This is a genomic window from Sporocytophaga myxococcoides DSM 11118, assembly GCF_000426725.1.
GTDB classification, from domain to species: domain Bacteria; phylum Bacteroidota; class Bacteroidia; order Cytophagales; family Cytophagaceae; genus Sporocytophaga; species Sporocytophaga myxococcoides.
In genome coordinates, this window is record NZ_KE384561.1 from 190,785 (window position 1) to 216,303 (window position 25,519).

Here is a 25,519-nt window from a genome sequence, read left to right on the forward strand (position 1 = left end):
TGGGAAATAAAAATCAATATGCCTGAGTCACTTTTTTTCATTTTTCAGATCTGAACCACTGGCATGCCGGACGATTTTTTTAATAATTGAATCTAACTCTTCTGTCATTTCAAAAAGATAATCAAGGGACATTTCTTTTTCAAATTCCAGTAGATCTTCATTTCTTAATGTATTGACTAGTCCTAAGATATTTGCAACCGGTCGACGTACCTCGTGAGACTGTTGCCAGGCAATTGTTTCTAATCTCCTTAACTGATTTAGGTTCTTTTGCTCGGCTTTAATCCTGTCGGTTACATCTTCAATAATTAACAGAATAAAGTCTTCATTTTTTATCCGGACAATATTAAAGTTAACTTCAGCAATTATTTCTTTATTATCCCTTTTAAGAGCTGTTGTAAGCCGCTTGGTTCTTAACCCAAATGAAGACGGATTCTCAATATATTGCTTTAAATTTTGCAGATGAAAAGATTTGAAGCGCTCTGGAACAAGTGTTTTAATACTTTGTCCCTCCAATTCGTCAGGTATGTAACCAAAAATTTCTTCTGTAGCATAGTTGGCAATTCTTATTTTTAAATTTTTATCCAAAATCATAATTGCCAGCGGCACTGATTCCAATATCTTCCTGAACTTCTCTTCACTTTCTGCCATTGCAATCTCCGCTTGTTTTCTTTCGGTAATATCAATTGTAAAAAGAGAAACACCCAACAGTTCTCCATTGCGTCTGTATACCGGAAACATTTTTGAGAGTACCCAAAGATCAACAGAATATTCATCATTTAAATCACGTTCTGCACTACTACTATGTCCTTTAAGAGCTTTTTCAAAATAAGCCGAAAAACTCTTTATATTAAATTCATTTAAATAATCCTTAAAATCTGCACCTATGTAAATTTCCTTTCCAGTATAATGGAAGAGCCTATCTTTTGCTACTTTATTAAACATTAAGATCTTATGATTTATATCAAACAGTAGTATAGATTCGCTTGCATTTTCTATAATTGCTTCAATCATCTCAGCAAGATTTTCCATCTCCATCTGAATGCGCTTTTCCTTATCAATGTTTTTTGCAGTTAGTGTTACCCCCAGAAGAGTTCCTGTTTGGTTATAAACAGGATTCATTTTAAATTCAAACCAGAATGAGGTATTTTCTGCTGTAGTTTGGCTTATAACAACCTCATTCGAGCCCATGATGGACTTATTAAAAGTATTTAAATATAATTCCTTAGATCCCGGAGCTACGAAATCTCTATAGTCGTCTCCCACCTTAATTTCTCTTCCAAAATATAATTTTAAGACATCTTTAATTACCTTATTAAAAGCTAATACCTTATGTTCCGGAGATATCAAGATTATATTCTCAGGGGAATTATCCAGAATTGCAGTTAGAATTTCAAAGGTTTCTATCGATTGTCCTTGACCGTCCATTTTGCTTTATTTAAAGCACCATTCCATCCATTATCGTTTGTCAATACCTATCCCCTGTGGCATTCAAGCATGACTAATTAATATTTTAAAAAAACGATATATCACTAACTTTGACCATCGTTTAATGTTAGGAAAAAGCTTTAAATCCTTATCGCTTATACTTTTATTTAGGTAAATTTGATTAGACGTGTTATCCTCATAAAGATTATTTACCTGTCACATTTTTGATTCAATCCAATCCTTTTGTCAATAACTATTTTTTAAGTAAATGATATGCAGGCAAAAACAATCAAAGACAGGGCTTGAAAGTGTACTTTTCAATTGCTTATATTTGATTTGGCAAAATCATTTTTATGAATTCAAATCAGATAAGTTTAATTAAGTCAACCTGGGGAGAGGTAATATCATCAGGAGATTCAGTAGGTGAGTCTTTTTATACGATTCTTTTTGATAAAGATCCAGGCTTAAAAAAATACTTTACTACAGACCCAATAGAACAAGCAAGAAAATTCACATCAATGATTACTTTTTTTGCTTTCAAACTGGATAATCTTGATTATGTATTATCAGAAGCCAGAGAGCTTGGGAAGAGGCATAAATTTTACAAAACCCCTGATAGTGCATATAAAACTGTTAAAAAAGCCTTGATAGCTGCACTGGCTGAAAATCTGAGAGATAAGTGGGATGATGAAACCGAGCAGGCCTGGAATCAACTATACCTGACATTGCAAGGCGCAATGCTGGAAGGTGCTCTTGTTTAATTATTTCTGACCTTTATTTAGAGACTGGATATGAGAGAGATAACTTTTCTCTTTCTCTCTCAAATGTTTTATTATCGTTTCTGAAAGCTCCTGCTGAGTTTTGTATTTACTTTCCATCAATTGCTTCTCTTCCTCCCTCATACTGACAATTTTTTTCAGATACTCTATTTCTTTTTTTGCTGATTCCAACTCATCTTTCAATAAAGCTAACTCATTAATACTAATATCTTCATTGAATTCTATTGCATTGGCCATTCCTGGAATTTTATAATAGGCGAAAAAGTCATGCCCCAGCACTTCAGAAATTTTGTATAAAAGATCGGTATCCAGAGATTCTCTCTCAAAAATCCTGTAGACATTTTGCCTTACAGTTCCAATCTGATCTGCAAAATCGGTAATTTTTATACCTTTTTCTTCAAATATCGCCTTTATACGTTCCCCAAGCTTCATATACTCAAATATACATTTTTTGAAACAGAATAGTTACACTATGTGAATTAAAATTTACTGTTGATAACTTTTTGTAATATATTTTTTACTAAAATTTTGATATTAATCATTTTTGTTACACTTTTGTAACACACTACGACAATAACTATGACTTTTGTCATTCAAACAGTAACAAAACATCAACTTTGTAACAAAATCTTAACAACATGATTAACGACACTCAAATATCTCTAGTAAAGAAAAGTTGGGAATCAGCATATAAAATTCAAGATGTGGCAGGTCCCCTTTTCTATAATCGCCTTTTCGAAATTGCCCCTGAGGTTCGGTACATGTTTGCTCAGACGAATTTACAGGAGCAATCCAAAAAATTATTTCAAATGCTCAATTATATCATCCAAAGACTTCATAATCTGGATGACATTATAGACGAAGTGGCATCACTTGCTGGGAGGCATGTAAAATATGGAGTAAAAGAACGGCATTATCAAATAGTAGGAGAAGCACTTCTTTGGACACTTGAAAAAGGTCTGGGGGAATTATGGAACTCAGAAACAAAAGAATCATGGGTAAAAACCTATACTATCCTTTCTTCAGCAATGATTGGAGCTAGCAGAATATTACAGGAAAAATAAATTAAATCATTAAAAATAAAAACAGCATGGAAGCAAATAAAAGCCCTTAACCAATAGTGTACAATAAACCATTAACCGTCCTGCCAAGCAGGTATATTCAAATTAATTTTTAACAACTAAAAACATAAACAAAGCAAAAACATAAATTTTACTATGAAAACATCATTCAATTTTTCAAAACTTTTAGCTAAAGCAGGTTTAGCATTAACACTTGTACCAGGAGTGGTATCAGCACAAGCATGGATTTCAAAGCATGGAATGAGTCCAGCAGAATATCAATCTGCTTTCACCACCAACACAGGAAATGGGTACAGACTTACACAGGTAGAAGGTTATACTTCAAATGGTGCAGAAAAATATATAGCACTTTGGGAAAAAGTAACTGGTGGAGCATATGTAACACAACATTCAATGACTGCATCAGAATTTCAGACTGCATTTAATACGTATGCTGCACAAGGTTATCGTCTTACCAAAATTTCCGGTTATACAGTTAACAACGTTCCTCAGTTTGCAGCAATATGGGAAATAAAATCAGGAGGCGCATGGGTCGCTAAGCACAACATGACTGCATCGGAATACCAAACCAATTTCAACACTTATACTGCTCAAGGATACCGTCTAAAAGATATCAGCGGATATGTTGTAAACGGAACAGAATACTTTGCCGCTATATGGGAAGTGGCCAGCGGAGGCGCTTGGTTAGCTCAACATAACCTTACGGCAGCTAATACCAAAGCTCTTTTAACACTAATACATCTCAGGGATACTTTTTAAAAGACATCACCGGATACAACAAAAATGGAGTTGATCTTTATGCAGCAATATGGGAAAAGGTCTCTTCTCCTCTTTGGGGAGCAAGACATGGAATCAGCTCTTTGAATTATCAAAATGCTTTTGATAATTACTATTATCAAGGTTACAGACCTAAACACCTGAATGCATTTGCTTCCGGATCCAGTGCTAAATTCAACTGCGTATGGACTAATAGTGCATGGTCTGGAACAGAAATTACCAAAATCGATAATGCTGTAAATGGATACCTAAGCAGCCAGGGCGTAACGGGTTTATCTATAGCTATTACTAAGGACGGAAGACTGGTATTTGCAAAAGGATATGGAACAGCCAACAATTCTACAGGAGAAGAACTTGCACCAAATCACAGCATGCGTATCATGAGTATATCCAAATCAGTAACTGCTGTAGGAATTATGACCTTGATACAAAAAGGTTTGATGTCTAAAGATGACGCTGTTTTCGGGCCAGGAAGCATTCTTGGATCAAAATATGCTACTCCCGCAGGCAAACAAAAACTTAACAACATCAGGGTAAGACATTTATTATGGCATACTTCCGGATTGAAACAATGTAATGGAGAAAGTGTTTTCTGGGATGCTAACAAGACACCTGATGATGCTATGGCTGTGCTTTTAGGAGAATCTAATCTGATTATAGACGATACCAGTGGTCAATACTTCTACTCAAACACCAATTTTTTTATACTAGAAAGAATTATTGAGCAGGTTAGCAAGCAAAAATACGAGACTTTTATCAGACAAAATATTCTTGACAAATGCGGAATCGGATCAAGCATGTTTGTTGGCCAATCTAACGGAAATCCGATTGCAGGTGAAGCATCTTATACTCCTCTTACTAAAATGAACCTTCAACTATGGGGAGCATTCGGCGGCTGGGTGGCTCGTCCTAAAGATTTATTGAAATTCTTAAACAGAGTCGATGGTACTGCATCTCCTTCAGATATTTTATCTACAAGCACAGAAAAAACGATGACAACTACTTCTGGAGTAGATAATAGCAATTATGGATTTGGTTGGATAATAAATGGTAGCATGCAAGCACATAATGGCTGCCATGGCTCCACTAGGTCATTCCTGGTTGAATTAGGTAATGGAGTGAGCTATGCTGTAATCATTAATAACTCTCCTGTAAACGACCCTTGCTCATGGGTACTTAGAGGGGCGATGGATGCTGGTATAAGCACGATTGCATCATACCCTTCTATAAATTTATTTGACAATACAGGCTCTGGTACTCGTGAGTACGCAGTAACCGCAGCAGATCAAGGTTTCGATGCAACAATGGATGTATCTTCTATAAACAAAGTTATTGCTTACCCGACATTGAGTTCAGATGGAATCATCAACTTTAACAATGCTTCTGATATCAAATCAATCGTTGTAACCGATGTTCTGGGTAACAAAGAATCTCACAAAGCAGGCGATAAGATTCAAACTCAATTGAAAGGCTTATTGATCCTCCACGTTGAGACAGAACAAGGCAAAGTAACACAAAAAGTAATTGTTGAATAGTTTTGAGTTGGTTAAGTTATTTAGTAGAAAGGGAAGCTACAAGCTTCCCTTTTTTGTCCGAATCGGAATTACAGAATATGATTAATAATTATTTTCTTGCCGATAAGTAAGGGACCACTCCCCTTTTATTTTATCAAACTGCATCTCAAAAAAAAAGCCGCATCCACGACAATAGGCACCATAAAAGAATTTAACAGAGTCTTGCTGTATTGAAATACTGTCACTACTTTCAACTGATTTTCTGAAATCCCATTTCATTAATGGCCATTCTTTTTTTGTCCAATTATGCTGGTCATCATAATCCTGATATTGGCCTTTTATTGGGAATTTTACTCTGGATATTTGAAATACTGAATCGCTTTGAAATTTTTCATAGAACGATTCAAAGTCTTTTGAAACAAAAACAAATTTTGAAAAATCGTAAGGTTCAGGTTCTGAATAAACTTCAACCTTACCAATAGAATCCAAAGGTTGAGATACTACATTTGATGTTCCTTCATTATGAGTTGACATCCCAATAGAACCAACGATACAGCAATAGACGAATGTAAAAGTCTCATAAAACTTAATCAAGTTATAGAATCTATTTATATTCTGTTCCATTGAATTTAAGTGTAGTAACTATGGGCTTACCTGGAATATCCTTGTACTTACAATCCCCATTGGATCCTGAGATTGTTGTTACCTTACTAGTAGACTTTATAGTTAAATCATTATAATTATTAGTCTTGTTTTCTGAGATAATTATAACCTTCTTTTCCTCACTGATTTCACCCTTACAGTTATCGGTATACTCTCCCTGATATGAGTAAACTTCTGCACTCTTTAAAACTCTTTTAAGGACACTTCCTTCCGGAACAAACAGAGATATGCTTTCTGTTACATAAGGATTATAACGACTCGAACCTTCAAACTTTATTCTAACTCCAAAAGCTCTAGTATTGGTACTTATTTTATACGGAGCAAAATCAATCCTGATTTCTTTCAGGACTATTGCATCTGAAGTCCAGGCTTCCTTTTCAAAAAATTTATTTAAAATTTTACCCGTATTGCTATCAATTATGAGGATGTAACTATCAAGCAGAAAATAATCATCTTCTTCTCGTTCCACTATTTTAGGCACAATTAAAACTGATTTTCCAGGTGCATAAGGAATAGTTTTTTCAACCACCAACTCTTTATAACAGTCCGATTCTTTGATGTTGAGCTGCAGCAAAACAGACTTTAAGTTTTTACTTTGTGCATAGCTTGAAATGTATACTATTGATACAAATAAAAATGTAAATAGATTTTTTCGAAACATATTGGTTTTATATTAATAAGACTTTTTGCTTACCCCATTTGCAGCGATTGCTATAAATATTTCTTCGTTCTCAAGATACATTCAAAAATGTAGCAATCCCCATTTTTTTCTTAAGTATCAGAAAATGTCAAAAAGAGTAACCATTGAAATTAAGAAACAACTAAAATTATAATAAAAAAATCCTGTCTATCCTTTAATCCCTTAGCATCCCAGTTCAGACAATAAAAAAACCTCATGAACAGCATATCTTACCATTCATGAGGTTTCCCTTTATAAATACTTAATCCTTACAAACTCTTCAATCTCACTGACACCGCATTCTTATGCGCGTCCAGTGCTTCTGCTGCTGCCATTGTCTCGATAACAGGCCCCAGACATTTTATACCATCTTTACTTATAGACTGGAATGTTATTTTCTTCACAAAAGAATCTACAGAAACTCCTGAGTATGCCTTTGCATACCCATTTGTAGGAAGCGTATGATTGGTTCCTGAAGCATAGTCACCAGCAGATTCAGGTGTATAATGACCAATAAAAACAGAACCTGCATTGATTACCTTACCTGCAAGCTCTTCCGCATTGGAAGTCTGAAGAATAAGGTGCTCCGGTGCATACTCGTTTACCATCTGCATGATCTCTTCATCATTCTTCAATATAATACACTTGCTATTCTCAAGAGACTTTTCAGCAAAACCTTTTCTTGAAAGTTCTTCTGTCTGTTTCTTTACTTCTTCCAGTACTTCCATAGCTTTCTTTTCTGACTTGGTAAAAAGCATTACCTGGCTATCAACACCATGTTCTGCTTGTGAAAGCAAATCAGAAGCAACAAATGCAGGATTGGCAGAATCATCAGCTACTACAGCTACTTCAGAAGGCCCGGCTGGCATGTCTATTGCCACTCCATCTTTAAATACGAGCTGCTTTGCAGCAGTTACATATTGATTGCCCGGACCAAAAATTTTATACACCTGAGGAACAGTCTCTGTACCATATGCCATAGCAGCAATAGCCTGAGCGCCTCCAACTTTGTAAATATTCTTAATATTTAACAGATTAGCAGTAAATAATATTGCAGGATGTATTTTGCCTTCTTTATTGGGAGGTGTACACAGAACCTTTTGCTCACAACCTGCAATATCAGCAGGAATAGCTAGCATCAGAATTGTAGAAAATAATGGAGCGGTGCCTCCAGGAATATAAAAACCTACTTTTTGAATAGGCACTGATTTTCTCCAACAAGTCACTCCTGGAGTTGTTTCTACAACTTTAGTTTCCTCCTTCTGAAAAGAATGAAACTTCTCTATGTTTTGCCTGGCAGCGCGTATAGCGATTTTCAACTCTTCATCAACCAACAGGTTTGCTTCGTCTATTTCAATTGAAGAAACCTTAATGTTCGCTATATCAACACCGTCAAACTGAGATGTAAATTTTTTTAATGCAATATCCCCCTCTTTCTTTACAGCCTCAAGCACAGGAACAACTCTTGCTTCCAGACTGGCCGTTTCAAAAACAGGTCTTTTTAAAAGATCTTTCCACTGAGTGGTTTCGGGATATTTGATAATTTTCATTAATTACTTAATAATTTTTTCAATTGGTACTACAAGTATGCCCTCTGCTCCTGCTTCTCTCAGCTTTTCTATCACTCCCCAGAATTCATTTTCTCTCACCACAGAGTGCAAAGAACTCCAGCCTTCCTCTGCAAGCGGCATTACAGTCGGACTTTTAACCCCTGGAAGTAAACTAATAATTCTGTCAATGGAATGATTTGGAGCGTTTAAAAGAATGTATTTTGTATTTCTTGCATTCTTCACAGCATGAATTCTGAATAAAAGGTCATTCAGAATTTTAGTTTTTGCAGCTGATAGCTGAGGACAAGAAATAAGTATTGCTTCAGAACGGAATACTACCTCTACTTCTTTTAATCCATTACTTATAAGAGTACTTCCGGAACTTACGATATCGCAAACAGCATCAGAAAGACCAATGCTTGGAGCAATTTCTACAGAACCGCTTATTTCATGAATTGATGCACGTACTTTATTTTCAAAAAGGAAATCTGAAAGTATGTTAGGATAAGAAGTCGCTATTTTTAATCCATTCAGATTACTAACATCCTTATAGTCATAAGACTTAAGTACTCCGATAGACAGTCTGCAATGAGAAAATCCAAGTTTTTCTACAAGTTCAACTTTCTTTTTCTTTTCAACAGAAACGTTTTCACCAACAATTCCAATGTCTGCTACACCATCTGCAACATATCCCGGAATATCATCATCTCTTAAAAAGAGTAATTCAACAGGGAAATTAGAAGCAGTAGATTTTAGTTTTCCTCCTCCGTTGCTAAACTCAATCCCACATTCCTTGATAAGTTTTAGTGAATCCTCACTTAGCCTTCCAGACTTCTGCACAGCAAGGCGTAAAATCTCGCTCATAAATTGACTTTTTTTTGGCAAAAATAAATAAAAATACTGGGTTCAGCCCTATTCTTTCCCGAAAGATTACAACACACATAACCATCTACATATCAACAGTTTTAAACGTTTCTTTAACTTTTTTTTTGAAAAATTATTTAATTATTAGTGGGCAAGAAACACTTTAATCATATGGAAAGAAGAAAAAAGAGATCGATCAACGCATTGTTGATCAAGGCCAAGCTGGGAGCCTTAATTTCAAAATCCCCTAAGTATGAAAAGTTTGTGGAGAAAGCAAAGTACTATGTCAGAAACCCTGATGAGTTGAATAAAATCCTGACAGTGGCTTACAATAAAGCAACTAATCAAAATGCTGAAAGAACATTTGGTGAAATGTGGGGAAAAGTAAAATCAATGTTCAGGCTTATAAGAGCTTCATTGCTAAACGAATATACAGATGTTCCTAAAGTAAAAGTAATTCTGGGACTGGCGGTGATTCTATATTTTGTTTCTCCGTTTGATATATTTCCTGATTTTCTACCGTTTTTGGGATTTGCTGATGATTTAGTTTTATTTGCATGGTTCCTGAAATATGCTTCGGAAGAAATTGAAAAATTCCAGGTATATGAGTCTAAAAAGCTAAATTTCTCTAAAACAGCATTGTTTGGTTAATGCCAATAATTCATTCTACGTATAAAGCTCCTTATTTTCTTTTTTCGGAACACCTGGAAACGATTATACCTGCTTTATTTCGGAAGAATGAACCAATTAAATATCAACGTGAAAGGATAGACACACCAGATCAAGATTTTCTTGATCTGGATTGGTCTTTTAAAGGGTCCGATACACTGATAATCCTTTCTCATGGCCTAGAAGGAAACTCTAAAACTCAGTATATCCTCGGAATGGTTTATCTATTAAACTCTCTTGGATATGACACTTTAAGCTGGAATTATAGAGGATGTAGCGGAGAAATCAACAAACTTCACAGGTTTTACCATAGCGGAGAAACAGGAGATCTTGACTTTGTAATTGATCATGCAATCAGAAAGAAAAAATATTCCAAAATAGCTTTGATTGGCTTTAGCATAGGTGGAAACATTACCCTCAAATACCTTGGAGAACAAGGAGCTAATATCAAACCACAGATCACTTGCAGTGTTAACTTTTCTGTACCATGTCACCTGGCTTCAGGCGCGAAAAAGCTTGCGGGCTGGGGTAGTTATGTGTACATGAAAAGATTTTTGAACAGCCTTGAAAAAAAAGTTATTGAAAAATCCAGAATAATGCCAGAGGTAATTAGTGCTGAAGGCTTCGATAAAATAAGAAATTTTCTGGAGTTTGATGAAATGTATACTGCTCCCATACACGGATTTAAGAATGCTTTTGAGTATTGGGAAAAATGCAGTTCTCTCTTTTATTTGAAAGACATCAAAATTCCCACCTTACTGGTAAATGCTTGTAATGATCCTTTTTTAACCCCTCAATGTTTTCCGGTAAGGGAAGCCGAAGAAAATCCTCATCTATTCCTTGAAATGCCTGAACAAGGTGGGCATGTTGGCTTTATAGAAAAAAAAATCAGCGGTATATACTGGTCTGAGAAAAGAGCCGTTGAATTTATCTCTGATTATTTATAACTTGCTGTTGCTTTTAAAGAGCGCCTCAACTTATGTGCGGAAGATACTCCCTAACCTCCTCGATAGAAAAATTAGCAAAACGATTTAACATAAAAGTGACTGATGAATTCAGACCACGGTTCAACGCTGCGCCAACACAATTGTTACCGGTCATTACCAACAGGAATCCGACTGAAACTTCATTCATGAAATGGGGACTTATTCCCAACTGGTCTCTTGATGATTCTACTTCTACTAACTTGATCAATGCCAGATCTGAAACCATTTTAACTAAAGGCCCCTTTAAACAAATCATCAAAAGCCACCGCTGCCTGATTCCTGCAGATGGTTTTTATGAGTGGAAAAAAGCAGGAAAAGCAAAAGTTCCTCATAGAATCACACTCTCCAGTGATGAAATCTTTACCTTTGCAGGCCTTTGGGATTCATGGGAAGATAAGAAAGGGGATATCATTAACTCCTTTACAGTCATCACAACCAATGCTAATTCTCTTATGTCTGAAATACATGAAAGAATGCCTGTAATCTTGCCTAGAGAGTTAGAAAAAGAATGGATAAAAATGGACTTATCTGACAATGAAGTTACTGAGCTATTAAAACCTTATCCTTCAGACAAGATGAGTTTCTACAAAGCACATCGGGCTGTAAATTCAGCAATGTATGATACTCCAGAGTGCATCCAGATGGCTCCAAAGATCTATCCTGGTGAAAGTTTTAACTTATTTGAATAAACAAAAAATTAATAACCTGAAAGTTTTCTCCGCTTATTCATGGAGAAGGCTTTCAATGGTTTCTTCTTATCATTCTTATGGACGAGTTCGGAAAGCTTCAGGAAGACTCCGTTAGTCCAGCCAAATCCATCCTGTAAAGGATACTCTCCTCCTCCACCCTTTATTTCAGGATCTTTTACATTATATTTTTCAAGCATTTTACCTGTCATTTTAAAAACTCCCTCATTGAGCTTTACCCATTTTTCTGCAATTAGAGTTGCTTCTGCCGAGTAGCCATAATTGGACAATCCCTTAATGACCATATACTGCAAAGGAGCCCAGCCATTAGAATAGTCCCATTGCTGAGCCGTTTTATTCAAGGTTGTGAACAAACCTCCGTTGCTTAAAAAGTTATTTAAAAGCTCGTCTTTCACTAGCCTGGCTTTCTTTTTATTACATACTTCAAAAAATAGTGGAAAACCTGCGGCCATTGATTTTACAGAAGTATTGGCTTGCTTATTAAAATCGTAATCAAGGAAAAACTTCTGTTTTTTATTCCAGCAATATTTTATGATAGCCTTTTTTCTTTCAGTCGCAAGGCTGTGATAATGTTTTGCTTTTTTATTATCCCCTGCATTTGTATAAACTTCAGCTATAGTTTGTTCCAAATGAAAAAGAAGGCAATTAAGATCAACTGGAATTATATCTGTTGTATGAATTGTCTCAAGTTTTTGAGATTCATCAAGCCATCTGCTGCTAAAATCCCAGCCGGATTCACAGGCTGCTCTTATATTTCTAAAAAGGTCTTCCTTTTTCCTATCAGAGTTTAATGACAATAAAATATCTTCCCTATAAGATTCAGGTCTTGGCTCTGCTAAATCATCCCAATATCTGTTTAATGCTTGTTTTCCATTCAGCTTTACAACTCTTCTATATGAGCCGTTACGAGAGGTAATCGAGTCTTTCCCATTCATCCAGAACTCATATTCTTTTACTAGATCCGGAAGATAAAAATTAAGAATCGTGTCGCTTTTTTGGCTTGCCAGCAATTCAACCATTAAAGAAAAAAAAGGAGGTTGTGATCTGCTTAAGTAATAGGATCTGTTACCATTTGGCACAAAGCCTGCATGCTTTATTAGAAAAGAAAAGTTAGACACCATGTTTTGTATAAGTAGGGTGTCATTAGAAACCTGCAGGCCCAACATGGTAAAATAACTGTCCCAGTAATAAATTTCCCTGAATCTACCACCCGGCACTACATAAGAGAATGGAAGAGGTATCAGTGAAGAGTTAAGAATTGTATCCGGCGTTCGGGTAAGCAATGGCCAAAGATCTTCAACATGTTGTTTGGTTGACATTGCTGTATCGCTCAGATAATCGGTGGAAGGCGTGCATGGTTTTAAAAAATGAATTGAGACAAATTTACTAAGATCAAAGTCAAGAGATTTTTTTTCGCGATAATAGTTTTTTAGAATAGTATCCGGATCATATATTGGTATACAATCAACAAATGTTTTGGAGTCTTCAAATACCTGTTGCATTTGCACCACCTCAAACAATTCACCATAAATTTTATCCGGACTTTTCTGAGCGGAGACACTATGAAACAGTAGAATAAAAAAAGACAAAAACCAGCAGTTGCGCATGTTTTTTTTATAGATAAAAGAAGTACAATTTCAAGTAACTCCAGGCCAAAGACCTACTGAAGTATATTTTCAAAAGCTAAAAGTCAGGATCATAATTTTCAGAACATGATATGTAGATTTGAAAATACGAAAACGAGTATGTCTTAGGCCTTTTTATCAACACCCGTATTGCTTGCAGAACTTGAGCCTGTTTTCTCTTATGCTTTTCTGCAACTCTTCGTTTTCCTTAATTATTAAATCAATATCCCTCTTTTCCCTTACCTCAATCGTTTCACTTTTAGAGGATTTTACCACGGGTTTCTGACTTTTCATACCAATGCATTTTCTTTGTTAACTCACTAAACCAGCAATTAGTTAAAATGATTTTATAAACAGATACCATTGCAAGGCAATAATTGTTATTTTTACAGAAAAAGGAAAAAAATGTCTGACAGACTGAAACAATTTGAAGCTCAACTTTTGGCTGGATATACTTTTAAAGGTGAACAGATTAAGTTAGGCGCAGCCTTGCTTGATGGAGAAGTTGTAAATGGAACAATAGTTTCTTTGCCCTTAAAAACAATGAACCGTCATGGTTTAATTGCTGGGGCCACTGGCACAGGTAAAACCAAAACGCTTCAGACAATTGCAGAAGGCCTGTCAGAACACGGTGTGCCGGTATTGATGATGGATATCAAAGGAGACCTTAGCGGAATTGCAGCTGCCGGAGAGACTAATCCAAAAATAGAAGAAAGACAACAAAAGATAGCCATTCCATTTACACCTAAAAAATTTCCGGTTGAGTTACTAAGTCTTTCAGGTGAAAAGGGAGTAAGACTAAGAGCTACTGTTTCAGAGTTTGGCCCAGTATTATTCAGCAAAATCCTTGATCTTAATGATACTCAAAGCGGAATAGTTTCCCTGATCTTTAAATATTGCGACGATGAACGCCTTCCACTTCTTGATCTAAAAGATTTTAAGTCTGTTCTTCAGCATATAGGCAATGAAGGGAAAGAAAATATTCAGAAAAAATATGGGGCTATCTCCTCTGCTTCAACAGGAACAATACTGAGAAAAATTATCGAGCTTGAGCAGCAAGGTGCCGAGAAGTTCTTCGGAGAAAAATCCTTCGAAGTTGAAGACCTTGTAAGGCTTGATAAAGATGGCAAGGGCTTTGTTTCTATCATTCGTTTAACTGACATACAGGACAAGCCAAAATTGTTCAGCACGTTCATGCTTAGCCTGCTTGCAGAGATATATGCCACCTTTCCTGAGGCCGGAGACCTTGAAAAACCTAAGCTTGTCCTTTTTATTGACGAAGCTCATTTAATATTTGATGAAGCAAGTAAAGCACTGCTTGATCAGATTGAAGCAATCATTAAGCTTATAAGATCCAAAGGTGTAGGTATATTTTTCTGTACTCAGAATCCCTCAGACATACCACAGGCTATTCTCGGACAGCTAGGAATGAAGGTACAACACGCATTGAGAGCCTTCACTGCTAATGATAGAAAAATGATTCGTCTTACTGCTGAAAACTATCCGCTTACTGATTTTTATAAGACAGAAGAATTGCTTACTTCATTAGGAATCGGAGAAGCAATGATAACAGTGCTGAGCGAAAAAGGAACACCAACACCACTGGCTGCAGTATTGCTAAGGTCACCACAATCACGCATGAATATTCTTTCACCTGCCGAAACGGATGAGCTTATAAAAAACTCCCAGCTGGTAGAAAAATATAATTCTGTTATTGACAGAAAAAGTGCTTACGAAATGCTCACGGAAAAAATCCATTCAAAGGATAATGAATCAGATCAGGAAGAAGAACCGGCTGAGGTTACTAAAGAAAAGAGCAGAAGAAAAGAAAAAAGCACGCTTGAAGAGGTTATGGATAGTAAAATAACCCGTGACATTGGGAGAACGATATTCAGAGAGCTTACAAGAGGATTATTAGGAGTACTTGGGGTTAAATCCTCATCAAGGAGAAGAAGATAATTAAGACTTACCAATTCAGTTATGAGGCCTAAAAAAGTAGTTGTTATCGGAGGTGGAGCCGCAGGCTTTTTCGGGGCTATATCCTGTGCAAGGTTTAATCCCGAAGCTGAAATTACATTGCTTGAGAAGAGCACTAAATTTTTATCCAAAGTAAAAGTATCCGGAGGAGGCAGATGTAATGTTACCAACGGATGCTTCGACATAAATCTCCTTCTTAAAGGTTATCCAAGAGGAGGTAAAGCACTTAAGTACACCTTTCAACAGTTTTCCGTAAAAGATACTATTGGATGGTTTGAATCGAGAGGTGCAGAATTAAAACAGGAAGAAGACGGAAGAATATTTCCCCAATCAGATAATTCACAAACCATTATAGATTGCCTCATCCGAGAAGCCCGTGTTATGGGGGTGAAATTAATGGAAGGCTTTGGTACAAAGAGTATCAGAAAAAATGAAAACGGAGGATTCTCCGTACAGCTTTTCGGAGGTGAGTCACTATACTGCGATGAAATACTCATTGCAACAGGAGGTAATCCAAATCAAGAATCTTATCAGTGGTTAAAAGACCTGGGGCATGAAATAAAAGAGCCTGTCCCATCTTTATTCACTTTCAATGTTCCTGATTCACCTTTCAGAGATTTACAAGGTATAAGTGTCCCTCTGGCCAAAGTAAGGGTTACAGGTTCTAAACTGGAGGAAACAGGGCCTGTTCTCATCACCCATTGGGGCCTTAGCGGTCCGGCTGTATTAAGACTTTCAGCATGGGGAGCCCGAGAGCTTGCTCAGGAGTCATACCGTTTTATAGCGCATGTAAACTGGATTTCCGGCAATGAAGAAAACTTAAGATCGACTTTGTCTGAAATAAAAATACTTCACCCCAAAAAAACAGTTGTAGGAAATCCCTTTTTTAACCTTCCCAGAAGACTATGGGAAAGGATATGTGAGTTGTCTGATATTTCTACAGGTCTGAAATGGGTTGATATGCCCAAGAAAAACATGAATAAACTTTTGGAGAACCTGTTACGAAGTGAATTCGGAGTAAAAGGAAAAACAACATTCAAAGAAGAGTTTGTTACCTGTGGTGGAGTGAGCCTGGACAGCATCGATATTCATACTATGGAAAGCAAATCATGCCCAGGACTATTTTTTGCAGGAGAGGTATTGGATATAGACGGAATTACCGGCGGCTACAACTTTCAGGCTGCGTGGTCAACAGGCTTTGTTGCCGGAAAATCTATTGCAGAAAAATAATCTTTACTTGTATTCTTCAAGCCACTTTAAAGCCTTATCCTCTTCTGTAAAAAGCTTTACAGGAACCTTAGCCGGCTTAAGAAGGATAAAAGTATTTCCAAGTATTTTCTGAACATGGCTTTTGATTAAAATAGCTACAGCCGATGCTCCGAGAAATCCAATATCACTTGCAAGGTATTTTTTAGCCCCATTATAGATATAGACTGTTTCCCTGGCATCGACAAATCCGGGATATGTTTTTCCCTCTATCAATTTTAGTCGGTATTGCACAAGTTTTTCAGCCATTTCCATGTCGATTATCATTCCTTTATGATACCGATACTTTACAACCCCATCTTCCAACCAAAGCTGAAAATATTCCTCCCTTACTATTTCCATCTCAATTTCTTCTTATTCTTAAAATTTCATTAAAAATATTTCTTTCTACTGTAAACCATAAATAATTTATTTAGTATTACAATCCTTATAATAATAAAACCAGAAAATGAAGAAATTACTCTCTTTATCTACTACAGCACCGGAAAAATTTGAAAAAGAAAAAATTAAAAAACTCATTCCTGAATTATCAGAGGAGATCTCTGGTTTTCAAAAAATATTATACGCTCAATCAAAATATAGCCTTTTAGTAATCCTCCAAGGACTTGACGCATCTGGAAAAGATGGACTTGTAAGTACTGTTTTTCATGGGGTTAATCCACTTGGCTGTGATGTCAAATCATTTAAAGCACCTACAAAAGAAGAATTATCCTATGACTTTTTATGGAGAGTGCACAATGCAGTGCCTCCCAAAGGACAAATATATATTTTCAATAGATCCCATTATGAAGATGTGCTGGTTCCCGCTGTAGAAGGATGGATTGACAAGGGTGAGCTCAAAAACAGATTTGAGCATATCAATAATTTTGAAAAACTCCTTCAGGATAATGGCACTGTAATATTGAAATTTTACCTGCATGTTTCAAAGAAAGAACAGAAAAAACGACTGAAGGAAAGAAAAACCAATCCTAAGAAATTTTGGAAGCACAATGACGGAGATTGGGAGACTGCCAAAAAATTTGATCATTATCTGGATGCCTATGAGGAAGTTTTTAAACATTGTAAAGCTCCCGAATGGAATATTATACCTTCTGATCAAAATTGGTATAAGGAATATCTGGTTGCGAAGAAAATAAAAGAAACATTAGAAGGAATGAATCTGGAATATCCTGGATTGGAAAAATAAAATCTTAGGGATTCCCCTCATGTTTTTTTGAAAGAAATTATAGATTATAAAAAAACAAAGAATTACAAGTTTTCATCAATTAAAACTTCTTTTAAAATTGATATTATAATTTATAAAAAATTATCCTATTTTAAGAAAAAATTTCACTTTATAAGCTGCCCTTAAGGCACAAATTTAAAAGTTACAACATTCTATATTTCAATGACAAACATTAACAAAAATTGAAAAAATACAAATTTAAATCTAAATAACATAAGGAAAAACACTTATGGGGAAATAGATAACTTTTCTTGATTTACCAGCATTTTCACTACATTTATCCGGAGAAAATTCTATTTAATAGAAAATTAGGAAAATATACTTTTCTGGAGTTTAATGCTTACAGTTTTTTAGTTAAATTTATAATATGATCTGTAGAGGGAAATCACACTATACGATCTGAATTTTTGCAAAGTTTCAAATAAAAATGTAAAAAAATTAAAGGGAATTTTTAAAATCTATTTTTATGAAAAAAACTATACTAGCAGTTGACGATGCGAAATCCATTTTAACAATCATCTATTATTTCTTTAATGAAAAATATGAGGTGATTAAAAAGAATAATGGAAAGGAAGCATTAGATTGGATGCAACAGGGAAACATTCCTGATATTATTATTACCGACATCAATATGCCTGAAATGGGCGGTCAGGAGTTTATGGAACAACTTCAAGCCAGCGGATTTTACAGACATATTCCGGTAATTGTACTATCTGCAATGGACAACAGCGCCGAAAAAGTTAAATTTCTCGGATTAGGAGCTCATGATTATGTTGTAAAGCCATTCAATCCTGAAGAACTTGAATTAAGAATTTCAAACACTTTAAGAATATCTGAAAGGGCTTTGGCTTAATTTAAACTGAATGAAATCCAAAATCGCATTTGTTGGAACTAACTCAGACCTCATTCAAAGCTTAACAGATAAACTACAGGACGAATTTAATATTCGTTGGTTTGACAATAGTATTAGCCTTCTGTATGCAATATCAGAAGAGAATGAAGGTTTTGAAGCAATCGTCACGGAAGGCCCTTTTGAGAGCCCCAAAGGCACGAATTTGTTTCAAAGACTGAGAGGGCATAAGGCTTCAAGGAATATTCCTTTTATTCTTATTGCTGATAATATTGACATTAAGACAAAGAAGCAAATCCATCAACAAGGTGTTAACGAACTTTTTTCTACAAACTTCGACAAAGAGAACTTTGTAAAAAGAGTTCGTTATCTTATTACAAACCCTGTAGAGATTAGTGAATCTATAGAGCAGCAGCCGGGTATTCCTGCTGCTTATAAGATTCCGCTTGCAAAGCGTATATTTGACATTGTTATTTCTCTTTCAATATTGATTTTCCTTTTCCCATTTTTCTGCATCTTGGGATTACTTATAGTTATTGAATCCAGAGGACCAATATTCTATAGTTCCAAAAGAGTAGGAACCGGATATAAGATCTTCAACTTTTACAAATTCCGCTCCATGGGGACAGGAGCTGACAATAAATTGAAGGACATTGCTCACCTGAATCAATACAATAAAAAAGAGGGAGCAGCGTCACCAATATCTGAAAATGAGCTTTGCGACTCATGCAAAGAGCAACGTATATCCTGCCAATCCATTGTTTATCTGGATGGAAATGCTATTTGTGAAAAGGTACATTTTAAAAATAAAATCCTTAAAAACGGAAGCACATTCATCAAAATAAATAATGATCCAAGAGTAACTCGTGTTGGAAAGTTTATCAGGAATACCAGCATTGATGAACTACCTCAATTATTCAATGTGCTTAAAGGAGACATGTCCATTGTAGGTAATCGTCCTCTTCCTTTATACGAAGCTGAAAAAATTACTACTGACCAGTTTACAACCCGCTTTCTGGCTCCTGCCGGAATTACAGGTTTATGGCAGGTTACAAAAAGAGGAACCGGCGAGATGTCCGAGGCTGAACGTATTCAGCTTGATATCGACTATGCCCTCACCTACTCTTTCGTAAATGATATAAAAATTATTTTGAAAACGATTCCGGCTTTAATCCAGAAAGAAAATGTCTGACCAGCCTTTAGTATCAATCATTTCAATTAATTATAACCAGGCTAAAGTTACTTGTGAATTAATCGAATCTCTAAAAAAGGTCCATTACCGCAATATTGAAATTATTGTGGTAGATAATGCATCTTCTGAAGATCTGTCTTCTATAGCTGCATATCCGGAAGTTCGACTAATCAGGAGTAAACAAAATCTTGGATTTTCAGGGGGGAATAACTTAGGTATTAAAGCGGCCAAAGGGGAATATTTTCTTTTTCTGAATAATGACACAGAGGTCGAACCAGATTTCCTGGAACCTCTTGTTTCATTGATGGAGAAAAACAGTAACATCGGAATGGTAACTCCCAAAATTGTCTATTTCGGGACCAACATCATCCAATACGCAGGTTCTTATTCTATCAATCCTTTTACAGGAAGAGGAAGAAAAATCGGCAGTATGGAAACTGATAACGGACAATATAATGACGTAAGAGAAACTTTCTTAGGACATGGTGCAGCCCTGCTTGTTTCCAGGAAGCTTATAAAAACCATTGGACTCATGCCAGAACTGTTTTTTCTTTATTACGAAGAACATGACTGGTGTGAAAGCGCTAAAAGAGCAGGGTTCAAAATCTATTATTCCGGAGTAACCAAGATCTATCATAAGGAATCAATGTCTGTAGGAAAAAACAGCATACTTAAAACCTACTACATGAACAGAAACCGAGTGGTATTTATGAGAAGAAATGTCTTCGGCATAAAACTTCTCATAAGCCTTTTATTTTTCTTTTGTATATCGGTCCCAAAAAATACTGTAAAGTTTATATCAAAAGGTGAGTTTGACCATCTGAAAGCCTTTTACAGAGCTTTAGCCTGGAATCTGACACACTTGAATGTAAGTGAAACAGAAAGCTTTGAATTAACTGAATCGATTGCCTAAATTTTCTTCAACCAACACAGCATATGACCACAACTGCAAGTACACTTAGAGCCCAATTTTCACAATTAAAAGAAAAGAACAAAGACAATTCTCTTCTTGAGATTACACAGGAAATCATAGGTGCTGGCTGGAGACTAGTGTCTGCTAAGTTTTATTTAAGAAATTGCAATAAAATAGGCGCCATGGTCTCAACTAATGGTAAGCCTATTATCAAAAACAAAGGTTTTATTTCTTTGGGAGATAAGGTTAGAATCTGGTCTAACTTTAACCCTACTCAAATATATGTGCATAAAGGAGCTAAATTTATTGTAGGTTCTAATTCCAGAATCAATGGAGTTCATATAACTGTAAAAAGTGAAGTTACAATCGGGAAAAATGTCCGTATTGCCCCTTATGTACTTATTCTTGACAGTGACTTTCACAGTGCCACTGATCATTTTTCTGATGGCAAAACTTCGTCCGTTTCTATTGGCGACAATGTGTGGATTGCCACAAAATCTATGATTTTAAAAGGTGTTACAGTTGGTGAAGGCGCTGTTATAGCAGCCGGATCAGTTGTAACCAAAGATGTACCTCCATATACTGTAGTGGCAGGGGTTCCAGCTAAGGTGATCAAAAAACTTCACCATTAATCGTACTTCTCCTTTTTCTTAAATGAAAAAAATAAAATTATTTCTGATATTCAGTTTTCTTACAGCCATTATTTCCTTGACAGGGGTTTATAGTTATTATGCTCTTAGTCAGGAAACAAAAACAATGGATGCATCTGCGAGAAAAGGAGTTGGAGGTAAGTTCATCAGATTATCTAAAGGAATAACGAGATACAACCTGGAAGGCCCGGATACAGCTAAAACAATAATCCTTCTTCATGGCGGAAGTGTTATAGGTGATTATGTGTGGGAGAAAAATTATAAGGCCCTTATTGACTCGGGCTTCAGAGTGTTAAAATTTGATATGTATGGAAGAGGGTACTCTGACAGGGTAAATGAAGCTCAGACGCTTGATTTATTCGTATCTCAGATCAACGAATTAACAGATTCTCTGAAGCTATCCGGACCTTTTGAAATCATTGGGGTTTCTATGGGGGGAAGTATAGCGACAGGGTTTGCCGATAAGTATCCGGAAAAAACAGAAAAGCTTGTCCTGATATCTCCAATCGCTGTAAATCCTGGTAAAAAAAGATGGTACATAGACAATCCTGTATTAGGAAATTTTCTTGTTAGTGTATATTGGTATCCGAGATGTGTAAAAAAGCAAATGGGTGAGTTTTTTGATGGAAAAAAGCTGGCTGAATATGAATCTCATTTAAAATACCTTTCAGAATATAAAGGTGTAAAAGCCGACACCAGGTCAGCTTGGTCAAATATTCTAGCTGAAGATCTTACTCCAGCTATTGAAAGACTTGCGGAAAGAAATAAAAAAGTACTATTGATTTGGGGAAAACAAGACCCTGTAGTTCCAATAGCAGCAAGCGAAAAATACAAAAAAATACTTCCTTCAATAAACTTTCAGGAAGTAGATCAGGCCGGACATATATCCAATTATGAAAAGCCTGATGTTGTAAATGCAGCAATAGCAGGATTTCTGAAGGACTAACCTCCACCTGCCCTGTCGCCTTTGGTTTTTAAAAAAGTATTTAAAGATTCAGGCGTTCCTAAGTCCCACATTTCAGAAGCTTCAGAAATCATTACTTTATAACCATTGTTGATCAGCTTTTGATAAAGGGGAATTACATAATACTCTCCTTTTGTTTTTTCCTTATTGTTGACTATCTCTTCAGCCATCTCTACAAATTCCTTTCCACTGGAAAAATAGTAGATTCCTGTACTTGCATGATCAGATATTCTTTCTTTTTCTGCAACCAAATCAACAAAACCATCTTTGTTTAATCTGGCAAAACTCCATCTGTCACCAGGCATATCCGCAACAGAGATAATCCCCTTACACCCTTCTCTCTTGCGTCCAATTTCTTTTCCAATTTCTGAAATAACGATGGTATCAGAACTGATGATAAGAATATCTTCATCATTATTGATTAAATCCCTTGCTGCAAGCACTGTGCACAGCTGTCCTTCGGTTACATCATTAATCAGAACTAAACTAGTTTTAGCAGGAGCAAATTCAGAGATCAACTCAGTAAGTTTATAAATTTCCTCATGTTCCCTCAAAGCAATAACAATCAATTCAGAACAATCAATTCCTTCAATGCTTTGCATAGCCCAGGCAAACATAGGTTTACCTTCAACAGGGATAAAAGGTTTTGGCACATTGTACCCGCTGCCATTGAAGCGGGAACCACGACCTGCCATTGGTAAAATTACTTTCATCTTTCCTTAGCAATTTCGTTGATTAAAGGCTGTGTTACGGTATCCCAACCTGAAAACCTTAAAGCTCTATCGTCAATGTATACATGGCCATTAGGCTTTCCGAAAAATATTTCATCATAAACAATTCCATGCTCCTCTAACCAATCAAGAGTTATTTTACCAACGTTTTTCATTACCTTACCTACATTGCTTTCGCAGGTTGCCATATTTCTTGCGGTATTGATAATAATATAATGGCCGGCATCTTTCAATTCCTTAATTCTCTCTTTAGCCCCATCAAATGGCTTAAGGTCAGCATAAGATTCTCCCTTTTCCTTGATCGGACAAATAGTTCCGTCAAGATCTATCACTATTCTCATAAAGCAGATATTTTAGTTTCTTTTTTTAAGGTGGCTACTTCATTCAGTAAAGCAAGCCCTCTTAAATACATCAGTTTCTGACGTTCAGGTTTGTCTTTATGAAGAGGAAGCATGGAGATAAACAGAAGTCCTTCTATGAGTTTTATATCTTCCAGTTTATATCCGTTTTCTACTATTAATTTATCAAAAATATTTTCTAGTCTCAAAGATGTTTCGGAAGCAAGAATCGCAGTTTCAAAAACACCTTCACTAACTTCCTGTACTGTGAACAGATCAGATACGATATAATCATATAGGCCGCAAATACTGTGTCTTAACTTTGCTATATCATATCTTGAATCTCCGAAAATTCCTTTCTTCCCAAAGCTTCCTCTCGGATCAATCAGTCTTGTAATCTGTGTATTAATATCAAAAAGAATGTTAGAGAAGCAATAGTCTCCATGAATTACAGTAATATTCGCATGATCGATCAATTCCTCAATTGCATCTGACAATGTTGCGATCAATTCAAATGCATTTATTAATTTCTTTCCATTCCAGACAATAAATTCCTTCGACAAAAGATTATTCCAGTAACTATTAAGCGCCTTCTGGGTATCCAGTCTTTCAAGGGTTTTGCCTTTGTAAATTTTACTTACATCAGATCTATTCAACTCGCCTTTGTACTCTCTGAATTTACCATGTATACTAAACAATTTATTAAGAATAGATCTCCAGGTTTCTATATGAATATCTGCATACAGAAATAACTCTGACAAAGTCGAATATCCATAGTATTCCTGAACAATCTTAATGGTTTCATCTGTATGACTGTGATTGATAATGCGAGGCGTAAGTACCTTTAACTCGTCCGGAATCTGAAAATACCAGTTCAGTTCATCTCTTAGCTTTTCGTTGTAAGTGCTGTTTTTGGTAATAGTATTCAATACACCATCAATAGTCAGTGAATTAAAAAAACGCCCCTGCAGAAGTCTTTGTCTTGAGGAAACCAAATTATCAATATTGCCAAAGTCATACCAATGCTTAGCTTTAATAGCCTGAAGACTATGCTTTTCGCCATACAATCTCAAGACATCACTAAGTTGCTTTTTCCCATCGGAAAGCGCTTTAACTAGTACCTTTCTCAAATATTGGCCGCTCTGAAAGTTATAATATCCGCACAATGCAAAATTAGGTGCAGGTACATCCTCTTTTTTATCTATGTAATCAATTATTTTTCCTTCTTTATCAATACTTGCAAGACACCATCGATGAGACTCTTTTACTTCGTGAACATATACATAATCCCCTTTTTCTTTATAGGAATCATAAATCAAGGTATCGCCAAGGATAACTTTTACCTCTCCGTCTGTAGCCGCCAAATCTAATCCTGCGCGAAGGGAATCCAATATATTGCCATTGAAAAGAAGCGGTACTTGTGTAATTTTCATTCTCTTCCTATAAGAGTTGATTAAAAAATCACAAAGTTGAAAATCCGTTGCCTTCCTTGTTATAATTACTTCATTTATTCCTTCAGAAAGAAGATCATCGAGAATCCAGCCAATGACGGGCTTGCCATTAACAGGTATCATTGCATGTGACTGATTTGTATTGATGGGAAGATTTAAAAAATCAATAGATCCGCCACACAAAATGATAGTTTTATTCTGTTGCATATTAAACTCTTATTATCCCCTAGGTCTTAACGATTTAACAGCTAAAAAAGATTTAGTTAGTCCCGAAGCATTATCTTTAATCCGGTTGAATAATACCTCTAAATAAAGCTGGTAAGGGGAGCTTCCAGCTTTATACCTTATTGTAAAAATATAAAATAAAAAGTAGAAAAACTGTATAATTTCATAATAAATATTAACCTGATAGCTCAATTTTTAAAGCATGAAAAACAGTTCTCATTTTATTATTTTTTTAGAGATGCATTTTTAAACACCGAATATGCAAAGGTTACAACCAGTGTTGCTTAAATCTTACACTTTAAATTCTTTTTTTAAAACTGGTAAGATATAAATGCAGATATATTAAAAGGCAACTATTGATAATAAAAAGACGGCCGACATCTTTTTACTCTCTAATATTTAAAATATCGAGTTGAA

27 protein-coding genes and 1 pseudogene are annotated in these 25,519 nt (G+C 35.7%); 16 read left to right on the top strand and 12 right to left on the bottom strand.

Annotation, left to right across the window (positions count from 1 at the left end; genetic code table 11):
* Positions 1-27 precede the first annotated feature (27 nt).
* On the bottom strand, positions 28-1,425 hold the full coding sequence (locus K350_RS0124880) for a PAS domain S-box protein (protein WP_028982233.1): 1,398 nt from the start codon (positions 1,423-1,425) through the stop codon (positions 28-30).
* Positions 1,426-1,778: 353 nt separating this feature from the next.
* Between K350_RS0124880 and K350_RS30310 the strand changes: the two genes are divergently transcribed.
* On the top strand, positions 1,779-2,186 hold the full coding sequence (locus tag K350_RS30310) for a globin domain-containing protein (RefSeq protein WP_051313657.1): 408 nt from the start codon (positions 1,779-1,781) through the stop codon (positions 2,184-2,186).
* Here the strand turns inward: K350_RS30310 and K350_RS31705 are convergent, their stop codons facing one another.
* Positions 2,187-2,636 (bottom strand): helix-turn-helix domain-containing protein, encoded by a 450-nt coding sequence (locus tag K350_RS31705; RefSeq protein ID WP_051313659.1) that lies wholly within the window; start codon positions 2,634-2,636, stop codon positions 2,187-2,189.
* Positions 2,637-2,842: 206 nt separating this feature from the next.
* On the opposite strand from K350_RS31705, the gene K350_RS0124895 reads away from it, so the two are divergent.
* The 4 genes and pseudogenes from K350_RS0124895 to K350_RS31715 all read left to right on the top strand — a co-directional run bounded on the left by K350_RS0124895 (position 2,843) and on the right by K350_RS31715 (position 5,598).
* Positions 2,843-3,268, top strand: coding sequence for a globin family protein (locus tag K350_RS0124895; RefSeq protein WP_037577248.1), 426 nt, complete (start codon positions 2,843-2,845; stop codon positions 3,266-3,268).
* Between the two features lie 153 nt (positions 3,269-3,421).
* Positions 3,422-4,045 (top strand): hypothetical protein, encoded by a 624-nt coding sequence (locus K350_RS31710; RefSeq protein ID WP_051313661.1) that lies wholly within the window; start codon positions 3,422-3,424, stop codon positions 4,043-4,045.
* A gap of 2 nt (positions 4,046-4,047) precedes the next feature.
* Positions 4,048-4,245, top strand: a pseudogene (locus K350_RS33150) (hypothetical protein); the annotation flags it as partial.
* 42 nt (positions 4,246-4,287) lie between these two features.
* Positions 4,288-5,598, top strand: coding sequence for a serine hydrolase domain-containing protein (locus tag K350_RS31715; protein WP_425423922.1), 1,311 nt, complete (start codon positions 4,288-4,290; stop codon positions 5,596-5,598).
* An 81-nt stretch (positions 5,599-5,679) separates the two neighbouring features.
* Here K350_RS31715 and K350_RS0124905 read toward each other — a convergent pair whose 3' ends face one another.
* The 4 genes from K350_RS0124905 to hisG form a co-directional block, all read right to left on the bottom strand.
* Positions 5,680-6,201, bottom strand: coding sequence for a DUF4348 domain-containing protein (locus K350_RS0124905; protein ID WP_028982235.1), 522 nt, complete (start codon positions 6,199-6,201; stop codon positions 5,680-5,682).
* On the bottom strand, positions 6,182-6,901 hold the full coding sequence (locus K350_RS0124910; protein ID WP_028982236.1) for a PA3715 family protein: 720 nt from the start codon (positions 6,899-6,901) through the stop codon (positions 6,182-6,184). The genes K350_RS0124905 and K350_RS0124910 overlap by 20 nt, the downstream gene beginning before the upstream one ends.
* Before the next feature lie 287 nt (positions 6,902-7,188).
* Positions 7,189-8,469, bottom strand: a complete 1,281-nt coding sequence (gene hisD, locus K350_RS0124915; RefSeq protein WP_028982237.1) for a histidinol dehydrogenase — start codon at positions 8,467-8,469, stop codon at positions 7,189-7,191.
* Positions 8,470-8,472: 3 nt separating this feature from the next.
* Complete coding sequence (gene hisG / locus K350_RS0124920; protein ID WP_028982238.1) at positions 8,473-9,333, bottom strand: ATP phosphoribosyltransferase; 861 nt, start codon at positions 9,331-9,333, stop codon at positions 8,473-8,475.
* A gap of 171 nt (positions 9,334-9,504) precedes the next feature.
* Between hisG and K350_RS0124925 the strand changes: the two genes are divergently transcribed.
* The 3 genes from K350_RS0124925 to K350_RS0124935 are packed head-to-tail and all read left to right on the top strand — an operon-like array spanning position 9,505 to position 11,677.
* Positions 9,505-9,984, top strand: coding sequence for a YkvA family protein (locus K350_RS0124925; RefSeq protein WP_028982239.1), 480 nt, complete (start codon positions 9,505-9,507; stop codon positions 9,982-9,984).
* Entirely contained in the window at positions 9,984-10,949 is a 966-nt protein-coding gene (locus K350_RS0124930; protein ID WP_028982240.1) for a YheT family hydrolase, read from the top strand. Before K350_RS0124925 ends, K350_RS0124930 begins: the two co-directional genes overlap by 1 nt.
* Before the next feature lie 32 nt (positions 10,950-10,981).
* Positions 10,982-11,677, top strand: a complete 696-nt coding sequence (locus K350_RS0124935; RefSeq protein ID WP_028982241.1) for an SOS response-associated peptidase — start codon at positions 10,982-10,984, stop codon at positions 11,675-11,677.
* An 8-nt stretch (positions 11,678-11,685) separates the two neighbouring features.
* Here K350_RS0124935 and treF read toward each other — a convergent pair whose 3' ends face one another.
* Positions 11,686-13,302: an alpha,alpha-trehalase TreF gene (treF, locus tag K350_RS30325; RefSeq protein ID WP_051313666.1), complete on the bottom strand. Its 1,617-nt coding sequence runs from the start codon at positions 13,300-13,302 to the stop codon at positions 11,686-11,688.
* Between the two features lie 156 nt (positions 13,303-13,458).
* Complete coding sequence (locus K350_RS32495; RefSeq protein WP_156027193.1) at positions 13,459-13,614, bottom strand: hypothetical protein; 156 nt, start codon at positions 13,612-13,614, stop codon at positions 13,459-13,461.
* Between the two features lie 111 nt (positions 13,615-13,725).
* Here K350_RS32495 and K350_RS0124950 point away from each other — a divergent pair, with 111 nt between their 5' ends.
* A complete protein-coding gene (locus K350_RS0124950) occupies positions 13,726-15,279 on the top strand; it encodes a helicase HerA-like domain-containing protein (protein ID WP_028982242.1) in 1,554 nt (517 codons plus the stop codon).
* Positions 15,280-15,300: 21 nt separating this feature from the next.
* Positions 15,301-16,527 (top strand): BaiN/RdsA family NAD(P)/FAD-dependent oxidoreductase, encoded by a 1,227-nt coding sequence (locus K350_RS0124955; RefSeq protein WP_028982243.1) that lies wholly within the window; start codon positions 15,301-15,303, stop codon positions 16,525-16,527.
* A gap of 3 nt (positions 16,528-16,530) precedes the next feature.
* Here K350_RS0124955 and K350_RS30330 read toward each other — a convergent pair whose 3' ends face one another.
* Positions 16,531-16,905: a DUF7793 family protein gene (locus K350_RS30330; protein WP_037577254.1), complete on the bottom strand. Its 375-nt coding sequence runs from the start codon at positions 16,903-16,905 to the stop codon at positions 16,531-16,533.
* A gap of 106 nt (positions 16,906-17,011) precedes the next feature.
* Between K350_RS30330 and K350_RS0124965 the strand changes: the two genes are divergently transcribed.
* The 6 genes from K350_RS0124965 to K350_RS0124990 all read left to right on the top strand — a co-directional run bounded on the left by K350_RS0124965 (position 17,012) and on the right by K350_RS0124990 (position 22,339).
* On the top strand, positions 17,012-17,749 hold the full coding sequence (locus tag K350_RS0124965) for a PPK2 family polyphosphate kinase (protein ID WP_028982244.1): 738 nt from the start codon (positions 17,012-17,014) through the stop codon (positions 17,747-17,749).
* Positions 17,750-18,254: 505 nt separating this feature from the next.
* Entirely contained in the window at positions 18,255-18,641 is a 387-nt protein-coding gene (locus K350_RS0124970) for a response regulator transcription factor (RefSeq protein ID WP_028982245.1), read from the top strand.
* Between the two features lie 10 nt (positions 18,642-18,651).
* A complete protein-coding gene (locus tag K350_RS0124975; protein ID WP_028982246.1) occupies positions 18,652-19,830 on the top strand; it encodes a sugar transferase in 1,179 nt (392 codons plus the stop codon).
* Positions 19,823-20,743: a glycosyltransferase family 2 protein gene (locus K350_RS30335; RefSeq protein WP_037577257.1), complete on the top strand. Its 921-nt coding sequence runs from the start codon at positions 19,823-19,825 to the stop codon at positions 20,741-20,743. Before K350_RS0124975 ends, K350_RS30335 begins: the two co-directional genes overlap by 8 nt.
* A 23-nt stretch (positions 20,744-20,766) precedes the next feature.
* Positions 20,767-21,375: an acyltransferase gene (locus tag K350_RS30340; RefSeq protein ID WP_051313667.1), complete on the top strand. Its 609-nt coding sequence runs from the start codon at positions 20,767-20,769 to the stop codon at positions 21,373-21,375.
* Positions 21,376-21,397: 22 nt separating this feature from the next.
* Positions 21,398-22,339 (top strand): alpha/beta fold hydrolase, encoded by a 942-nt coding sequence (locus K350_RS0124990; RefSeq protein WP_028982247.1) that lies wholly within the window; start codon positions 21,398-21,400, stop codon positions 22,337-22,339.
* Here K350_RS0124990 and K350_RS0124995 read toward each other — a convergent pair.
* The 3 genes from K350_RS0124995 to K350_RS0125005 are packed head-to-tail and all read right to left on the bottom strand — an operon-like array spanning position 22,336 to position 25,084.
* Positions 22,336-23,070 (bottom strand): glycosyltransferase family 2 protein, encoded by a 735-nt coding sequence (locus tag K350_RS0124995; protein WP_028982248.1) that lies wholly within the window; start codon positions 23,068-23,070, stop codon positions 22,336-22,338. The genes K350_RS0124990 and K350_RS0124995 overlap by 4 nt on opposite strands.
* A complete protein-coding gene (locus K350_RS0125000; protein ID WP_028982249.1) occupies positions 23,067-23,429 on the bottom strand; it encodes an HAD hydrolase family protein in 363 nt (120 codons plus the stop codon). Before K350_RS0125000 ends, K350_RS0124995 begins: the two co-directional genes overlap by 4 nt.
* Positions 23,426-25,084: a sugar phosphate nucleotidyltransferase gene (locus tag K350_RS0125005; protein WP_028982250.1), complete on the bottom strand. Its 1,659-nt coding sequence runs from the start codon at positions 25,082-25,084 to the stop codon at positions 23,426-23,428. Before K350_RS0125005 ends, K350_RS0125000 begins: the two co-directional genes overlap by 4 nt.
* Positions 25,085-25,519: the final 435 nt, after the last annotated feature.

Coding starts and splice junctions, on each gene's coding strand:
- K350_RS0124880 (WP_028982233.1), bottom strand. CDS start 1,425: ATGGACGGTCAAGGACAATCGATAGAAACCTTTGAAATTCTAACTGCA.
- K350_RS30310 (WP_051313657.1), top strand. CDS start 1,779: ATGAATTCAAATCAGATAAGTTTAATTAAGTCAACCTGGGGAGAGGTA.
- K350_RS31705 (WP_051313659.1), bottom strand. CDS start 2,636: ATGAAGCTTGGGGAACGTATAAAGGCGATATTTGAAGAAAAAGGTATA.
- K350_RS0124895 (WP_037577248.1), top strand. CDS start 2,843: ATGATTAACGACACTCAAATATCTCTAGTAAAGAAAAGTTGGGAATCA.
- K350_RS31710 (WP_051313661.1), top strand. CDS start 3,422: ATGAAAACATCATTCAATTTTTCAAAACTTTTAGCTAAAGCAGGTTTA.
- K350_RS0124905 (WP_028982235.1), bottom strand. CDS start 6,201: ATGGAACAGAATATAAATAGATTCTATAACTTGATTAAGTTTTATGAG.
- K350_RS0124910 (WP_028982236.1), bottom strand. CDS start 6,901: ATGTTTCGAAAAAATCTATTTACATTTTTATTTGTATCAATAGTATAC.
- hisD (WP_028982237.1), bottom strand. CDS start 8,469: ATGAAAATTATCAAATATCCCGAAACCACTCAGTGGAAAGATCTTTTA.
- hisG (WP_028982238.1), bottom strand. CDS start 9,333: ATGAGCGAGATTTTACGCCTTGCTGTGCAGAAGTCTGGAAGGCTAAGT.
- K350_RS0124925 (WP_028982239.1), top strand. CDS start 9,505: ATGGAAAGAAGAAAAAAGAGATCGATCAACGCATTGTTGATCAAGGCC.
- K350_RS0124930 (WP_028982240.1), top strand. CDS start 9,984: ATGCCAATAATTCATTCTACGTATAAAGCTCCTTATTTTCTTTTTTCG.
- K350_RS0124935 (WP_028982241.1), top strand. CDS start 10,982: ATGTGCGGAAGATACTCCCTAACCTCCTCGATAGAAAAATTAGCAAAA.
- treF (WP_051313666.1), bottom strand. CDS start 13,302: ATGCGCAACTGCTGGTTTTTGTCTTTTTTTATTCTACTGTTTCATAGT.
- K350_RS32495 (WP_156027193.1), bottom strand. CDS start 13,614: ATGAAAAGTCAGAAACCCGTGGTAAAATCCTCTAAAAGTGAAACGATT.
- K350_RS0124950 (WP_028982242.1), top strand. CDS start 13,726: ATGTCTGACAGACTGAAACAATTTGAAGCTCAACTTTTGGCTGGATAT.
- K350_RS0124955 (WP_028982243.1), top strand. CDS start 15,301: ATGAGGCCTAAAAAAGTAGTTGTTATCGGAGGTGGAGCCGCAGGCTTT.
- K350_RS30330 (WP_037577254.1), bottom strand. CDS start 16,905: ATGGAAATAGTAAGGGAGGAATATTTTCAGCTTTGGTTGGAAGATGGG.
- K350_RS0124965 (WP_028982244.1), top strand. CDS start 17,012: ATGAAGAAATTACTCTCTTTATCTACTACAGCACCGGAAAAATTTGAA.
- K350_RS0124970 (WP_028982245.1), top strand. CDS start 18,255: ATGAAAAAAACTATACTAGCAGTTGACGATGCGAAATCCATTTTAACA.
- K350_RS0124975 (WP_028982246.1), top strand. CDS start 18,652: ATGAAATCCAAAATCGCATTTGTTGGAACTAACTCAGACCTCATTCAA.
- K350_RS30335 (WP_037577257.1), top strand. CDS start 19,823: ATGTCTGACCAGCCTTTAGTATCAATCATTTCAATTAATTATAACCAG.
- K350_RS30340 (WP_051313667.1), top strand. CDS start 20,767: ATGACCACAACTGCAAGTACACTTAGAGCCCAATTTTCACAATTAAAA.
- K350_RS0124990 (WP_028982247.1), top strand. CDS start 21,398: ATGAAAAAAATAAAATTATTTCTGATATTCAGTTTTCTTACAGCCATT.
- K350_RS0124995 (WP_028982248.1), bottom strand. CDS start 23,070: ATGAAAGTAATTTTACCAATGGCAGGTCGTGGTTCCCGCTTCAATGGC.
- K350_RS0125000 (WP_028982249.1), bottom strand. CDS start 23,429: ATGAGAATAGTGATAGATCTTGACGGAACTATTTGTCCGATCAAGGAA.
- K350_RS0125005 (WP_028982250.1), bottom strand. CDS start 25,084: ATGCAACAGAATAAAACTATCATTTTGTGTGGCGGATCTATTGATTTT.